Raw genomic sequence first — 15,959 nt, 5'->3', positions numbered from 1 at the left:
CTTAGAAAACCTCCAGCGAAAGTATAGTTTGGTCATCTTCTTGAACTAAGTTGTTTGCCTGGATACGCGCTAGTAAATGGTTAAGATCAAGTGGTTGCCTTTCCATCTTAAGGAGTTGCCAAAGACCTTCTTGATTCAGCATAGAACGGCTGACTCGTTGCTCGCTATCCACGGAATTGAGGTATAAATTAGTGCTTTTTAAGACTTTTGATTCAGTAATACCATCACTCGCTAGCAGTAGGATATCTCGGGGTGCAAGAACCAACTGACTAGACTTTGCCTGCCATATAGGGAATATACCTAGGGGAACGCTGCGTACCTTAAGATACTGGGGGTTTTTTTCCACGGTCGTCTCTTGCCGTGACCACAACAGGGGATATATATGTCCTGCATTAGCATAAATGAGTTCCCTGGTGGTGGGAGTATAACGAGCTAAGACGAGGGTGATAAAGTAATTGTTGCTGATCAAATCATCACTGAGAGCATGGTTGAGATTTTGCATGACCACATTCGGCAGAGGTGGTGATTCTTGAGACAACTCTCGGCGCAATACCGAAATGGCACTAGCCATGAACAAAGCCGCTGGGACACCCTTACCAGAAACGTCTCCTACCGCCAACCACAAGTCTCCTTTGGGATGGGCAAACACTTCAAAAAAATCCCCTCCGACTTCACGAGCTGGCTGGCAACAGGCTTGTACTCTCACACCCTTGATGTCCGGCATGGTTTGGCGCAGCAGGTTGTTTTGAATTTGGCGAGCAACTTCCAACTCGACGCGGATTTGCTGTTGTTTCTCTTGAAGGCGTTGATAAAGTTTTGCCTGGGAGAGGGCTAAGGCTGCTTGTTCGGCAACACCTGCAATGAGCTGGATGTCTTCTTCTTGCCAAGAACGAGCATGGTGATCATGGTTAAGGGCAAGAACAGCAAGCAGGTTTTGCTGGTATATAAGTGGTACTATCAGTTGCTGACAGGCTTTGTCATCTTGTGTATACTGAGCAAGTTGATATTGACGGCTTTCCAAAACCTTCTCAATCAAAGGATTTGGATCGAAATAACAACTCGATGCTAAAGATTTCGGATTTTGGTAGCAGAACTGGTCTAGTGTGAGGCGATCGCCCTCCACTGGTCTCAGCAGGCAATAACTAGCTTCAAAAGCCTGTCCTATTGTTGCTACAATTTTTTGTAGCATACTGTTGTAGTCTAAAGACTCGCGAATCGCTGTTGTGACTGCATTAAATAAAGATTCTCGCCGCAAGGCGCGACTCAATTCTTGTGTGCGTTTTTTGACAACTCGATATATGTCTGCTGCTTGCTCAACAACTGCCTTAAGTCGCTCGGGTTTCCAAGGTTTAGTGATGTACTTGAACACCTGACCAGAGTTTATCGCCTCTACCAAATCTTCGACATCGGTAAAACCAGTCAGCAAAATCCGCATTGTATCAGGAAAGCGCTCCACAGTTCTACCGAGAAATTCTGTGCCATTCATCTGTGGCATTCTTTGGTCAGAGATAATGACAGCCATCTCGCCTTCTTTGTCCAAGATATCCAGCCCACTGAGAGCATCAGTTGCTCTATACACCTGAAAGTCTCGTCTAAAAGTGCGGTAGAGTAAATCAAGATTATCAGGCTCATCATCTACCACCATGAGCTTCAGTCTGGCTACCTCTATCTCAGTCATACTTGAGTTGACTTTCTAGATGCAATGAGTACCGAGGTAGCGTTTTGTTGCTGCCTCCTGATGATTGAAAAAGAATGCAGAATGCAGAACTCAGAACTCAGAATGCAATGAGTAGGGGATTGGGAGCCGCTAGTCATTGAAGACCACCTTTTCAAAGATTTGGTGACACAGCCCTGGAGGCGGGTTTCCCAACCTAGGGGACTGGGTAAGTCCGGAGCACAGGCTGCGCCAACGCGTAGCGTGTCCTCTGGACTCACCCGAAGGGTGGGATACTTAAACCCAGACTCAAAGCCACCCAGTGGTAGAGAACTCAATTCTGAGTTCTGACTCCTGAGTTCTGAGTTCTTTCTTGTTAAAAAAGAATTAGAAAAACAAAAGTAAGTAGAATCTATCCAATTAGATAGCATAATTATCTCAAAATTTTCTGTAAATTTTGATATAGTCTCCTCAGAGGTTGCCACACCCCAATGTGAACTCTATCCCACCAATCCAGAACGCAAAGCGCGGACTGCGGCTTGCGTGCGGTCATCAGCGCACAGCTTGTTCAAAATGTTTCGGACGTGTGTTTTGACAGTTCCAACTGTGATGTAAAGCCTTTCCGCAATCACCGCATTGCTACAACCTTCTACAATCAATTGCAAGACTTCTAATTCCCTTTCTGTTAGGGTGTAAGGGTCTATCATGTCATCCGGCTGATTCTCAGCGGAGCGTGAGTTACTATCAACACTCTTGTTGTCTAATGTTATGGCTTCGGGTTTGGGTGGATTTTGTTGTGCTTGTTGCAAGACAATGCGAGCGATCGCCGGATCAATCCAAGCGTTACCGTTGTAAGTGACTCGCACAGCGTCCAGCAAATTATCGAACCTAATATCCTTCATACAGTAAGAGTCAGCTCCTGCGGCAAAAGCTGCTAGCACCGCTTCTTTGTTATCCCGCAGTGTCAAAATCAATACCTTTGTTGCTAACTCTTCTCCATGAGCTGTCGATTTCACCTCCCGTGTAAGTTCAATTCCATCTTTATCTGGTAAACCGATATCGACAATTGCAATATCTGGTTGTAGAGTTTTTAACATCTTCAAACCTTCTACTGCATTAGTCGCTTCTCCGACAACTTCAATTTCTTCCTTTTGCAGCAGCGCTGTCCGAATACCCACACGGGTGAGGTCATGATCTTCAATCAAAGCAACACGAATTTTAGCCATGGTCTATTACCGCCCTTACACTTAAAAGCTGTAAAATTGAGTTTACAAGAGGTTCAGGAGATGCAGTTTCAAGGTGCCTGTGGAAAAATATAGATAGGAGAGCTTTTTGAGTTAGACTAGCACAGAAACGCTTTGGCTCCGTGCCCCAGCCATTTACCAAGAAAATAGCCCTTAAAACGTCCACAGCTCATACGTCAGGTTAATAAGTCGTGGAGTTGCACTAATCTCCTGAAGAACATTAGCTTCAACAATAAAAATAAAAATGAAAAGTACTGCCCCTGCTTAGCAGTGCCTGATATTGGTAAGTTTTATTGTGCATTCTGATTGTTATAGCGAGTAAACTAACACCTAAATAGATAGCACAAGCCATGCCCAAATTTATGACTTATTGGAGAAGTATGCTATCTGGGCATTGGGGTAGCATAGCATATGTTTAACTAACAGACAGTCTCTTGCGCTATAAGTCTTACCAAATATAACGATCAGATTTAGCACACAACGATGTCAAGAATTTGTAAAATTCCCATAATAAGCTTTTGGAAACAATTTGATAAGCTATTGTTCTATCTATATAGTTGGTGTGAGGCTCGTTAAGAATAGGCTATGTCTGAACTGCCTAGAAAGTTTTCAGTATTAGGGCTACCAGTTCATGTGATGACTAATTATCCAAGCTGGTTGCTAGAATGCCTGCAACAAGGCATGGGAGTTCATGTGGTCACGCTCAATGCAGAAATGACTATGCAGGCAGAGCGGAATTCCTCTCTCGCTCAGGTCATACACAGTGCCGAGTTAGTGATTCCAGATGGAGCAGGGGTGGTTCTCTACCTCCGATGGCTGTTGCGGCAAAAAGTTCAAAGAACTCCCGGAATTGAACTCGCAGAAACACTGTTGCAAGAAATTGGGCAACTGGGAACGGGTACAAAAGTATTTTTCTATGGAGGAGCGCCTGGTGTAGCCGCAAAAGCATCAGAGTTTTGGCTTTCTCAAGTTCCAGGTTTAATCGTAGCAGGCAGTCATTCCGGCTTCCATTCCGCACAAGAAGAAGAACAATTGCGACAAACTCTTACCCAACTACAGCCACAAGTTATTTTTGTTGGCTTGGGAGTTCCACGTCAAGAGTTATGGATTGCTAACAATCGTCATTTGTGTCCTCAAGCAATATGGATTGGTGTTGGAGGGAGTTTTGATATTTGGTCGGGGGTGAAAACTCGCGCTCCTGCTTGGTTGGGAGATAATAATTTGGAATGGCTGTATCGACTCTATAAAGAACCTTGGCGCTGGCAACGGATGTTGGCTTTGCCTGAGTTTGCCCTGAAAGCTCTTATTTATCGGTTTTTTCAAGTTTTTGGGGTAAGTGTAGCATCGAATTAACGTTTCATTAATTCTAATGGGTTACAAGATCTCCGACTTCTTTAAGAAGTCGGGGATCTGACCCCTACCACATATCAAAATTAATCACATAAACTACTAGTTAATAACAGAAACTAAAGTCATCAATGGTGAATTGACCATCAAAAGCACAGAAGGTCACGCGGTGAATTTCATTTGCTGATAAAGATAATAATGTGTTGGGAGGCACAGCAGAGTCAGAATTGGCAAGGTTTGCTCCCGGTAGTACCGTTTGGGTCAGTAGTTGATGATCACGGTTGTATGCTGAAAACACAAGCCGCTGTGAACTGGTGACAAAAGCACTGACAAAATGAACAGGACGCAGAAAAGTTGCTTCTAAAGATTCGTTCTTACGCGCTCCCATTAACACTACCAGACCGGAGTGGGTAGGAAATGCTGGATTTGAGGGCTGTATTGCTATACAATTGTTAAAAACGACGCCCCATTGCTCGTACTGTCGCTCCACTGCTTCAAAACATCTCAAATCTTCCAGATTCAAATAGATACAGGTTGGTACAGCTACCACTGCACTGTCAACTTCTTGTTCGGTTTGACCCCGCGAAGCGTAATCTACAATCTTACTGGAAAACTCAAAATTGTGAAGAGAAAATTTTTGGTCTTCAATGGTTTGCTTTGTTTGCGATTGAAGACTAGCCTGTTTTACCACGACACCCCGCTTTGTCATTGTCTAGAGAACATTTAGATTAGAAATTACATAGGTAGTTATTGTTTTTACCGAACTGCATTGCATCCTAGGTTCAAGAGCTAGTTAATCAGCAAGCAGCACGAAGCACACCTGAATTTACTGGATAATTTTAATGAGCGTTTCCAGTTTTCTTGACGCTCACTAACTCAGTAATGTTTCTGTTAGAATACCATAAAAATGTACTGTGGGGTTTCACCCCTAAGTTATAGGTGCTACCAGTACAATGATATATATAATAGTATTTGAGAGCCACAAAAACTTTAAAAAGTAGAAAAAAAGTTACCAAATCTTCATTAAGTAGTCGTAAATTTTCCATCCACTTTATTAGAAGCAGAGATAAGAAGCCTTTGGATATGATGTATTTGTATGGCTAGCTGGACTTGTAAAGGAAAGTGGAAAATAAAGAAGATGGGGAGGGAGATGAAACAAACGCGGGTGTAGGGCAAGGAAATTAACGACTAATAACTCGTGATTAATATCTATGTTTCAGCCACTAGGATTTGAGCAACGCTCGAGTATGACCTCTTTAGGTAAAGTAACGTATTATACTAATGAGGCATCACCCTGGCAAGATCAGAATACTGGAAGTACAGATAAGGAAACACTGGTATTTCTGCACGGCTTTGGTGGTGGTTCTTCCGCATATGAGTGGTCAAAAGTTTATCCGGCGTTCGCCGCCGACTATCGGATCATCGCACCGGACTTGATAGGTTGGGGTAGATCCGAGCATCCTGCACGAAATTACACAATTGAAGATTATCTGACGAATATTCGCGAGTTTTTGCAACAAACTTGCAATCAACCAGTCACAGTCATTGCTTCTTCCCTGACAGCAGGGTTGATCATCAGAGTGGCGATCGCCCATCCCGAATTATTTAAATCCCTGATTCTCAGCGCACCTGCTGGACTTTCTGATTTTGGTAATGATGCCTTAAACAACATCTTTGCCCAAATTATCAGCATTCCCGTTCTCGACAGATTGCTGTACAGTACGGGAATCGCTACAAAAGAAGGTATTCGCAGCTTTTTAGAGCAAAGGCAATTTGCCCAACCTCCTCGAGTGTATGAGGAAATTGTCAATGCTTACCTAGAGTCAGCACAGCAGCCCAATGCAGAATACGCGGCGCTATCTTTTGTACGTGGCGACTTATCTTTTGATTTGTCGGTATATATTCAACAACTGACAACTCCTACTGCAATTATCTGGGGTCAAAAGTCCCAACTTACAGGTTCAGAAATTGGTCGTCGTCTTGCGCAATTGAATCCGCAAGCAATCCGTATTTTTCAGTTGTTAGATGATGTGGGATTGACACCCCAATTGGAACTACCAGCGGTGACTATTAGTTTAATCAGAAGATTTTTACCAATGCTTTAGTTCGTGATTTGGTAGGTGTAGAACCTACAGATTAAACTTCTTGCAAAAGTATGATCAATGGATATTTAGAACCACAGATAAACACAGACAATTCAACGGACACTTGCGCGAGTGTCGGGAAACCCTTTCGGCAGAGCCGGCACGAGGGAAAGCCGTCATTCGCGCTGCCTCACCACGGCAGTGTTTTTATCGATGTGCATCTGTGTACCCTGCGGGAAGCCGCCTCCCTTGTCTACATCTGTGGTTTTATTTTCACAAATTTGACTTTTACAAGAGATTTATCAATACAATTGATGAACTAATGATTTTCCCTTACAGCGCAAAACAGCTATCCAGGCGGAAGGTTGCGTGTTTTGTTCAGCTTTTCCCTTGGTGCAAGTAGCGTGAAGCTAAGCGACGCAAGAGGCGATAGCTCTTGCGGACAATATCTAGGACAAAGTAGGGTACCCGTAGCCGAAGCGGGGAGAGGAGGGGACGGTACAGCCAGTAATAGGCTCTCTTGAGGTCATTCCACTTTGAGCAGGTCTCCTCATGAAGGAAGTCCGAAACGTCTACGACCAGTCCCCTGCCTTTGTGCATCATCACATTGCGACCGTGGACGTCATGGGGGTGGAGACCGCGCTTACGGGCATAGTCTAGAGCAGAGTCGATATCTCGTATAACCTGCTTTGGTATCCGCAGACCACGGTGCATACAGTCGTAGAGGGTCACTCCGTGCAATCGCTTTAGGACTAAGAAGCCATCTTCGGCATACAGACATTCAGAGAAGGCAGGGTGGGAACCTAGGCGGCGGTAGACCTCCACCTCCTCAAAGAAGCCCGGGCGTCCAGGCGCGTAAATCTTTACCACCTGGTCTGGGTAGTTAGGGTGATAGACCACTGCAGCGTAGTTCCCCCTGCCGAGAAGCTGCCAGGGTTTGGGAACATGGCGGACTTCCACCGGGTCGTGGGGATTAACGCTCTCAATTCGGAACCTCGGGAGTAGCTCTTGGTGGACACTCTCAATTAGCCCATTCATATCTGCTCCATCCATAGTGGGTTCCGGCTACTATAAGTGAGATGCAATTTGTCCATATAGTACCCTAAAAAGAGGTATTACAACGACTTGTGGAAAATCGAGAAACATTCGGTCATTTTACGTGAAATGCCTTTTATAACTACTTAAGAGCGATAAATTGGCGTGTGAATGACTCTTCGAGCAAAAATTATAGCGGTTCGGGGGTTGAGTGCAATAGATAGATATGCTACCTACCGCCTACCCCCTGTAAACTTATAACCACCTGCAGTCACTTCAAGCTGACCTTGTTTCCATCCTTGATAGATTGGCGTTTTACTACCTTGAGCATTTTGATAGACGCCGTAGTGTTGTCGCCAGTCGTGAAAACTTCCGTTCCGCCAAACTTTCGGTAATCCTTTTTGATATTGAAGCTTGATTTTTCCCGAAACACCTTGATACTCAACGACGCCATCTTTGATCTGATTCAGGTTGAGACGGGACTTTTCCAGCACAGACTGCTGAAATCGATTCCAATCGCCGTGAGTTTTGTTCTCGCCTATTTCTAAAGCAAATCCGCTTTCAGTGTCACCATTGGCTACGGCAGTTAGAATTTGGTCATCGGGATATTTATCGCGGATTTTCTCAGTGGCTGCGGGGTTTATTCCCTCAATTTTCAAGTTGATAGGCGTTAGTGCTAACCAAGTCTTTTCGTAACGGATGAAAGTCACACCTTGCTTTGTTTCTAGCTTGACAGACTTGGGTAAAAAAAATTGGAATGGTACCTTAGGTTTATTATTGAGCCAAATAACCAAATTGCAGTACTGAGCAATATTATCTCCACCTACAGACGATGATGAAATTTTAGTAGGGTCTGTTCCAGTTGCAGCTATCAAATAATCGACGCCGCGTTGAGAATTGTATGTCATCATTTTGAAGCCGTTCCAGTCTCCATCGGAACCTTGAGCTAATGTACCGAGTTGGAAGGTGTTACCGAAATAGAGAGTTTCGTAAAACTCTGGTGCAGCGTCGCCCCCAGGTTTCCAGTTTTCATATGTTGGTTTGGAATTGAGGAGTTCTGCTGGCTTTTGGAATTGCTTGCGTGCTAAGGCGACTACTGCTGATGGTGGACGATAGCTGCTCGTTATCAGGTGTACCAAGTCGGGAGAAGGTTTGGGGTCTTTTCGGGGTGAATCACCAAAGTACAATCCTAATTCATGGGTAGCGAGGGAACACCAAACACAGTTCCCCTCACTGTAATCGCGTTTGGAAGGACCACCAAATCCTCCCCGCCAATATTTCAGCGCCCCCGAAGTGAAGAACCAATCTAATGCAGATTTAGCAACAGATTTTACTTCTGGGTCTTTGGCGAAATCATAAAGATTGACGTAGGTTGTGAGGGCGTGTCCTAGGTAGTTTTCTGAATCCCATTCACCTTGTCCAATGTTGTAGAGAGTGCGGACATTTCTGGTGATGCGTTCTTTGTAAAGTTTGCGTGTTGCTTCGTTTCCTGTTTCTTCAGCAAATAAATAGACAGCCACTTCGCGCATGGCTTTTAGGTTATCAGTGTTACGACAGTCTACCCAACTATCGCAGTTATCTGTTGAGTTTGCCCAGAACTGTTGACGGTTAGGAAAGCGGCGCGTCAGCGGATCGACCTCTGTCCAAATTTGCATTGCTTGTTTCATCCGCTGACGATATGCTGGGTCAAGATATTTGCCAAAATAAAAGTATTTGCGCACTTGACCTTTGAGGGTAAAGCCAGAGTACAAGTCAATTCCCAAGGTGTGAGCGTGACTTTTCGCGTCAGCGTCTTCAGATTGTAGGAAAGAGATTGGCTTCTGTTGATTTCCTCCAAGAAAATCAATCATTGCCTTGGGGTAAGATTTTTTTTCGCCCTCAAAAGCAGTATTTCCGTAATTGCTTTCTGAAAGTTTTTTCATTACGTATTTTGACCGCTGTTGAAATTCTGCTTCCATTTGCGGTGTCCACTGATTCTCTGCCTTCGCATGGGTGCAGGCAAGAAGAAGACACATTAACCACCAGGTAAAGGCTTTGAGGGCGAAATGTTTCATGATCAACAATTATAGTGACACACTCCACACACTGACCTGAGTACAGGTACAGTGTGGGCTTCTCAACCAATCCGGCTACTGCGCGCGGAGGCGTTGAGCTTTAAGAACCGCGTGCCCGTCGGCTCTATTTCTTATATTTATAGCTGCGTTGTGGTCTCTGTCTAGAGAACAGCCGCATTGGCAAGAATGCCATCTTTCATGTAACTTCTTAGGTACTTTTACGCCACAACTAGAACAATCTTGTGACTTGAACCCTCCCCGACCTGAAGGTACGGGGATTCACGCCACATCCTCAGCTAGCTTTTTGCCCGATTCAGCTATCTGGCTAGCGATTAGCGACTCATTGGAGACCCGCTCTGAGGGAGAATCAGACTGCCTGCTTTCGGACGCGCCTACTTGCTTGCGGGTTAAATGACGTTGATGCGCCTCCAACAAGACTGGTTCCAGCCTCAGATACTCGCTTTGAGCATCTCGCAACACCAACTTATCCTGATTAACGTACCTACTCAAAAAAGCGCTAAACAGGTCGCGGTGATGTTTTGGAATACCCGTGACATCCAGGTGAACTCGTTCAGACAAGGATTTTTTGATACGACTACCGTCCAAGTGAGTTTGACTCAGTGCCGTCTTTTGAGTAGAGAACTTGGTGAATGAACCGCCAGCATTCTCAGCTTTACGTTTCAATTCTGATTGCACGAAACCAGGAGATTTGGCAGAAATGGCTTTACCATAACGCTTCTGCCAGCTCCTAACACTAACGTTTTCAGTTTTGATGTCCTTGCCATGCCTTAAAATTTCGTTGACAATGCAACGATTTTGGGACTTGGCGTAAGCAGCTTTTCGGCGTTCTAGCTCACGTTTCTTTTGTGCTGCTTTGCGGTAGTTGGCAGATTTCTTCCAAGGAAAATGCTTACCTTTCTTGGGTTTACCTTTTTTGACAACAGTTTTACGCCCTTTGGGTGCCTCAAAATCTGGTTCAAAGTTATCAGGATTGTTGATGCGCTGTGACCGCTGCATCTGTTGCTGCAACTTGGTTATTTCCTTTGCGAAAGTGGGAACTTTATCAGCGAAAGGCAACAAACCAGCGTAGTTGTCTGCGACAAATGCAATGTTGCTAACATTGAGGTCGAGACCAACGAGTCCGTCGGAAACATAGTTCTTAGCTCCGAGATAAGGTGTACCTTCTAAGACAAGCTGTACAAACCATCTACGCTTACCTCTGAAGGTTCGCCGGATGAGACGGCAGTACTTGACAGGGCAAGAAAGACCATGCTGAACAACAACGTTCTCGGTATCAATAATTGCTGGGAGTTCCAGCCCAGACCAGACAACACGGTCGTTCTTCCACCTAATACCTTGTTTGTTAGTTTTCCCTTCAACAGAGCGAAACCGAGATTCAACTTTAAAACGAACATCTTTCGCCTTGCCAAAAAGAACACGTTCAACAGCTTGGAACGCACGTGTTGCCAGTTTTTGTTGAACTTGAGCATCTATATTTTGAGCAATCCATTTTGAGTCCTTAGCCGCTCTATTGGCATAGGATTGCAAATCAAAATCAGTAAATCGATAAGCTTCACGTGCTTTATTGAAAGCGTCACTACGTTCTTTCTTTCGGTCGCGTGGTATCTTTCTCGCTACTTGGTATGCCTCTGATTTACGTACTAATACCATCCTGGTTTTAGCTTCTCCAAGCACATTGTTGTACAGCCGCATAGCTGCATTGAATCTTGATCGTAGTTCTGAGTCTTGCTTGCTATCTGCCTTTAGCGGCAATTCTAAAACAAACGATGGTTTAGTACTCCGTGGCATAACTTGCAATCACCTCCTTTGTTTGTTAGCCTGCAATTAGTTTAGTCATCACTTCTAATCATGTCAACAGGGCAAGGGAAAAAAAGAATTAGAAATGTGCCAGTACTGCATGATGAAATTAAAAAAAGACATGGCATCCTACTGACAGATACCGCATGGACATTGCTAGTTAATGAAGCTCAAAAAAACAAAGTTAGTGTTAGCGAAATGATAGAGTCTTGGGCAAGAAGTCTTGAAGGCTCGAAATTGCGCCCGTGTCGGCATTCCACCCCGATATAAATAACGTATGAGGTTCAATTCATTTAATTTCTTGAACTTCATACTTCGGGGCTATCTGCCTCCCGCGTTATTTTCGGTATTCTTTGGGTTCACGGCTATTACCAACAAACCAGCATTTATGCGCCAAAGGCGCACGCTTCGCCAACGGCTTTGTTTGATAGTATTGACAAAAAGCTAGACCATCCAGCATCGTGTATAGACTTAGCTAGTCGTGATTTTGAAAGACCTTTGACATTAAGATCTTCATGAACTACGACATCATGCTTAGACAGCAATTGTTTTGCTGTTTTAAAATGGAAATCTTTACGTTTATCAGTAACTTTTTTATGCTGCTTACCTAATTGCTTCACAGCATTGCGTCTACGATTACTACCTTTTTTGCGGCGTGAGACCCGCTGTTGAATAACACGTAACCGTTTTTGAGACTTTCTATAGTGTTGAGGTATAGCAACAGCTTCGCCCTCGGAAGTTGTTAAAAATTCCTTCAACCCAAGGTCAATTCCAGTGATTGATTCAGGATTAATATCTGGCTTAACAGATGGAACTGTTGGATCTTCTAGCGAGAGAGTGACATAGTAGCCATCAGATTTCTTGGTAACAGAAGCAGTCTTAATTGTAAATCCATTTGGTATGGGACGATGCAAGATTAGCTTAATACTACCTAGCTTTGGCAAAGTAATCTTGTTGGCGATAATGCAATTTCCCTTAATCCTGGGATAAGTAAAAGTACGATAACGGTCACGAGACTTAAATCGAGGTCTTCCACTACGCTTACCATTACTATCCCCACTCAAAAAACGTTCAAAAGTTTTCTTGACTCTCCCTACTACATCTTGCAAAACATCAGAATACACTTCTTTGTAATGAGGATGAGTTTTCTTTAATATTGGTAAAGTTCTTTTTTGGCTGTAGTATTCTGGGTTATCTCGTAATTCCGGCATATGACAAACACTCTTGACAAGCGTTTATTGGGCAACGGTTCTGTTCCCACCAATTAAATCTGTCTGCCAACAAATAATTATATTGTGCTGCAAGCATAGATAGCCATCTGTCTATTTCTATGGCTTGTTGTTTTGTTGGTCGTAACTTGTATTGGTAAGCTGTTCTCATTTGTTTGTCACCTCCTTATATTTCCATGCTAACATACACGAGGATATAAAGAGGAGATTTTATGAAAGACGATTATTTAAGAATACGGATGAGTAAACGTAGGATGGATAAGCTTCGTTTATACGCAACAATGAAAGACACAACAATGACTCACGTTGTTGAAGACCTCATTGATTCGTTAAAAATTCCAGAGATTGCTGCTCAAGGCACTGTCCCTCTCGCTGTTCCCACAAGTAGTGAAATCGACTCAACAGACGTACCTTGAGCAGCCGGACATTCCTCTCACCGCCCATCTGGGTAAAGATAGAGCCGGAGGCTCCTGTCCGGAATAGCTGAAAAAATAGCCTCCTTAAATAGGAGGCTTTCATCAGCTTTTCTTACTTTTCACTTCTGAATAGGAAAACCTCGCTTCCATTCCTCTGTTCTGCTCTTGAGAGGCTTTAAATTCTCCCCCTTCCCTTTTAGGGAAGGGGGGCTGGGGGGTTAGGTTTCGCGTTGGTTTTTCCACATGACGTGAAAAGTCAGATCAGCTTTTCTCTACACAGATGAGATGCTACTTTTCTAGCAATCTTAGAGCAATGACAGTGGCGTTAAAGTTGTAGTTAAAGCCGTCTAACTCAATTGGCATTCCGATTTTTACTTTACTGTTACCTAGAACTGGTCCCTGGTCAGTGAGTTTTGCTTTGCCTGCTAAAGTTAAACGTAAATCTTTGCTAAAGTTATTTGCTCTGTTCGGTTCTGGCAATTCTTTAATAGAACCATCAGGTTGAGGAACTAATACGTTTCTGGGTAGCTCTTCCACAGATTTAATCTCAATCTGACCGTGGGGTTGATTGCGGATAATAACGTTAGTTTTCCCACCTTTTGTAAACCCTTGTGTATATAACTGTTGAGTGTCGAGGATGTTTAATCCGCGAACGATTAAGTCTACTTCGATAGGTACTATTTTACTACCGACTTGGGCAACGGAGCCGGAACCGCCAGGGAAGATAAAGATGCCTAAGATTACCAGCACAATGACCAGTGCAGCACCTAAATCGAGGATGTTAATTTTACCGAATAAACGACCTTTGGAATCTAAAATAGCCATAAAAAATCTTTCCAGATAAGAGCAAAGTTACTGATTGTAAGAGTATAGGCAATACAACCAACTAGGCGTTGAGGTTATGCGACAGTTTATCACAACTTCCTCATTTCGGACGGAGTTTTTGCTGTTTTAAGTTGCTGTCGTGCTTGAAAATATGCTCTATCTTGGCAACAACTTTAGAATGCAACTTATAGGGCTGTGAATCCGTCCTATAGTTTTAGATTCCCCCAAACCTCTTTTCAAACCGGATTTATGATCAATACGAAACGTTTTTCTATAAATCCCCGTTTTTTTCGACGTCCTTGGTTTTATCCGTTAATTTCCATAGTCGTTGCCTTATTTTTGTGCATATTTACACCAATAACGGCTAGGGCTATTGATGCTGAAAGGTTATTGCCTCTCATTTTACAAGGAGTGCAAGTCATTCAGCTGTCTAATATATCACCTCGGCAAGAGGTTGATCTTGGCAAGCAGATTAATAAGCAGTTGGTGAGCAGTCAATTTCGGCTTTACCGTAATTCGGCAGTTAATGATTATGTAACACAACTTGGTCGGCGTCTAGCAGCCAATAGCGATCGCCCCGATCTCGCGTATACCTTCCAAGTTATTGATGATGACAGTATCAACGCTTTTGCGACTTTAGGGGGCTTTGTGTATGTCAACACAGGTTTGCTGAAAACCGCAGAAAATGAAGCGGAATTAGCGAGTGTCATCGGTCATGAAATTGGTCACATTGGCGGGAAGCACTTAGTAAAGCAGATGCGGCAAAAAGCACTTGCAAGTGGTTTGGCCTCAGCAGCTGGGTTAGACCGCAATCAAGCTGTGGGGATTGGTGTAGACTTAGCCCTTAACCGTCCTCGCAGTCGTGATGATGAATTTGATGCCGATAAAAGAGGATTAAGAACTCTAACACGTTCTGGTTATGCTCAATCGGGGATGGTTTCTTTCATGCAAAAGCTACTGAAAAAGAGTTCTGGTACTCCTTCATTTTTAAGTACCCACCCTGCAACAAGCGATCGCATTAAAGCTTTGCAAACTGCTATCAACGCCCAACCTAGTAGTGGAAGTACTGGTTTGGATAATGCTAATTATCAAGCAAACATCAAAGCATTGCTCAGGTAGTCAATAGCACTAACCACTTATCCACGTCGCCTGTTGCAGCGTTCAGCCTCAACTCTGGCTGGATCGACAATTGTCACCGCTTCTTCTAAAGCCAACGTGCGCAGACTATTATTATGGACATTGACTTGATAAACCAGTTGATTTGTAACATCAAGCCCCGTCAACCAGCCGCTTCGGGGATGATAAGCGCCAGTATCGATGTCGAGCCACCCTTGTCCTTGTGCCAGTTTACCAGGATTTACACCAGGGAGGGTAAAGGTAATCGTGTGACCGACGATAATCAGCTTATTAGGCAGATAGGGTTTTTCTATGCTGTGAAATTTGTCGCGCACCCAGCAAAGCTGTTCAGCAGTTTGTTCTATCATCGGAATTGAGGGATCAACACCAGCATGAGCCAACAAAATATCTCCCAAGTCGAGATATGTAGGCAAACCCTTAAACCATTCCACATGGTCATGAGGTATTGTGGCTTGTTGGTAACTGGCTACCGTTGCTTGCCCTCCACTGTATAACCATGCTTGTACCATTGAGGTGGGAACTTGTCCGTTAGTAAAAATGTTCAATAACATCTGCTCATGATTCCCCAGCAGACAGTGATAGCAACTTTCCTTGACAAATTTGACTACATATGCACTTTGGGGTCCGCGATCAATTAAGTCTCCAAGAAAATAGACTTGGTCGTCTGATGTGGGGGCTATTGCCTCCAACAATGTCATTAAACCTTCATAGTGACCATGTACGTCCCCAATTATAATTCGGCGGTAGCTAGTTGCGCTCATCAGCTCTGTGGTTCAATAACTTTGCCTAATACTTGTACTACAGTGTGGAATCAACTGATTTCGTAAATGTGGGTAAAAAAAGCTCAAAAATATCTATTTCATATAATTAAGACTAATTTAAGTAAGTGTAAACAACAATGAGTTCGTTGTTGTAGTATATAAACGAATAAAATTTTATTTAATTTTTAGAAACAAAAATTAGGGTTTCGGTTTTAATTTTTTTTTAAACTTAAACCTCAGTATTTACATTTAGATTAACCTGTTATTTTAAGTGAACGTTCATCCGTAGGATATAAATATTTACCTTGTCATCAGCGGAGAGCGCAATTTTTCAATTATCAAAAGCTGAGCTTGC

12 protein-coding genes and 2 pseudogenes are annotated in these 15,959 nt (G+C 43.5%); 4 read left to right on the top strand and 10 right to left on the bottom strand.

Annotation, left to right across the window (positions count from 1 at the left end; translation table 11 throughout):
• Position 1: 1 nt before the first annotated feature.
• On the bottom strand, positions 2-1,678 hold the full coding sequence (locus tag ACM0OZ_RS05280) for a SpoIIE family protein phosphatase (protein WP_414581761.1): 1,677 nt from the start codon (positions 1,676-1,678) through the stop codon (positions 2-4).
• A 476-nt stretch (positions 1,679-2,154) separates the two neighbouring features.
• Complete coding sequence (locus ACM0OZ_RS05275) at positions 2,155-2,880, bottom strand: response regulator (protein ID WP_414581760.1); 726 nt, start codon at positions 2,878-2,880, stop codon at positions 2,155-2,157.
• A gap of 603 nt (positions 2,881-3,483) precedes the next feature.
• On the opposite strand from ACM0OZ_RS05275, the gene ACM0OZ_RS05270 reads away from it, so the two are divergent.
• The gene (locus ACM0OZ_RS05270) at positions 3,484-4,251 is read left to right on the top strand and encodes a WecB/TagA/CpsF family glycosyltransferase (protein ID WP_414581759.1); all 768 of its coding nucleotides are present in this window, start codon (positions 3,484-3,486) and stop codon (positions 4,249-4,251) included.
• A gap of 100 nt (positions 4,252-4,351) precedes the next feature.
• Here the strand turns inward: ACM0OZ_RS05270 and ACM0OZ_RS05265 are convergent, their stop codons facing one another.
• Complete coding sequence (locus ACM0OZ_RS05265; RefSeq protein ID WP_414581758.1) at positions 4,352-4,954, bottom strand: hypothetical protein; 603 nt, start codon at positions 4,952-4,954, stop codon at positions 4,352-4,354.
• 502 nt (positions 4,955-5,456) lie between these two features.
• On the opposite strand from ACM0OZ_RS05265, the gene ACM0OZ_RS05260 reads away from it, so the two are divergent.
• Positions 5,457-6,350, top strand: coding sequence for an alpha/beta fold hydrolase (locus ACM0OZ_RS05260; protein WP_414581757.1), 894 nt, complete (start codon positions 5,457-5,459; stop codon positions 6,348-6,350).
• A gap of 357 nt (positions 6,351-6,707) precedes the next feature.
• Here ACM0OZ_RS05260 and ACM0OZ_RS05255 read toward each other — a convergent pair whose 3' ends face one another.
• The 5 genes and pseudogenes from ACM0OZ_RS05255 to ACM0OZ_RS05235 form a co-directional block, all read right to left on the bottom strand.
• Complete coding sequence (locus tag ACM0OZ_RS05255; protein WP_414581756.1) at positions 6,708-7,382, bottom strand: serine/threonine protein kinase; 675 nt, start codon at positions 7,380-7,382, stop codon at positions 6,708-6,710.
• A gap of 215 nt (positions 7,383-7,597) precedes the next feature.
• Positions 7,598-9,322, bottom strand: coding sequence for a hypothetical protein (locus tag ACM0OZ_RS05250; protein ID WP_414581785.1), 1,725 nt, complete (start codon positions 9,320-9,322; stop codon positions 7,598-7,600).
• Between the two features lie 171 nt (positions 9,323-9,493).
• A pseudogene (locus ACM0OZ_RS05245) lies at positions 9,494-9,664 on the bottom strand (zinc ribbon domain-containing protein); the annotation flags it as partial.
• A gap of 33 nt (positions 9,665-9,697) precedes the next feature.
• The gene (locus ACM0OZ_RS05240) at positions 9,698-11,227 is read right to left on the bottom strand and encodes an RNA-guided endonuclease TnpB family protein (protein WP_414581755.1); all 1,530 of its coding nucleotides are present in this window, start codon (positions 11,225-11,227) and stop codon (positions 9,698-9,700) included.
• A gap of 345 nt (positions 11,228-11,572) precedes the next feature.
• A pseudogene (locus tag ACM0OZ_RS05235) lies at positions 11,573-12,616 on the bottom strand (RNA-guided endonuclease InsQ/TnpB family protein); the annotation flags it as partial.
• A gap of 130 nt (positions 12,617-12,746) precedes the next feature.
• Between ACM0OZ_RS05235 and ACM0OZ_RS05230 the strand changes: the two are divergent.
• On the top strand, positions 12,747-12,881 hold the full coding sequence (locus ACM0OZ_RS05230) for a hypothetical protein (protein ID WP_414581754.1): 135 nt from the start codon (positions 12,747-12,749) through the stop codon (positions 12,879-12,881).
• Positions 12,882-13,169: 288 nt separating this feature from the next.
• Here the strand turns inward: ACM0OZ_RS05230 and ACM0OZ_RS05225 are convergent, their stop codons facing one another.
• A complete protein-coding gene (locus ACM0OZ_RS05225; RefSeq protein ID WP_414581753.1) occupies positions 13,170-13,706 on the bottom strand; it encodes a DUF4330 domain-containing protein in 537 nt (178 codons plus the stop codon).
• A gap of 249 nt (positions 13,707-13,955) precedes the next feature.
• Between ACM0OZ_RS05225 and ACM0OZ_RS05220 the strand changes: the two genes are divergently transcribed.
• Positions 13,956-14,825, top strand: a complete 870-nt coding sequence (locus ACM0OZ_RS05220) for a M48 family metallopeptidase (protein ID WP_414581752.1) — start codon at positions 13,956-13,958, stop codon at positions 14,823-14,825.
• Positions 14,826-14,842: 17 nt separating this feature from the next.
• Here ACM0OZ_RS05220 and ACM0OZ_RS05215 read toward each other — a convergent pair whose 3' ends face one another.
• Positions 14,843-15,604, bottom strand: coding sequence for a metallophosphoesterase family protein (locus tag ACM0OZ_RS05215; RefSeq protein WP_414581751.1), 762 nt, complete (start codon positions 15,602-15,604; stop codon positions 14,843-14,845).
• Between the last annotated feature and the right edge of the window lie 355 nt (positions 15,605-15,959).

Origin of the sequence: Scytonema sp. PCC 10023, assembly GCF_963920835.1 — a bacterium.
Taxonomy (GTDB): domain Bacteria; phylum Cyanobacteriota; class Cyanobacteriia; order Cyanobacteriales; family Nostocaceae; genus Kalymmatonema.
The sequence above is the reverse complement of the archived record's forward strand: the minus strand, read 5'-3'. Positions and strand labels throughout refer to the sequence as shown.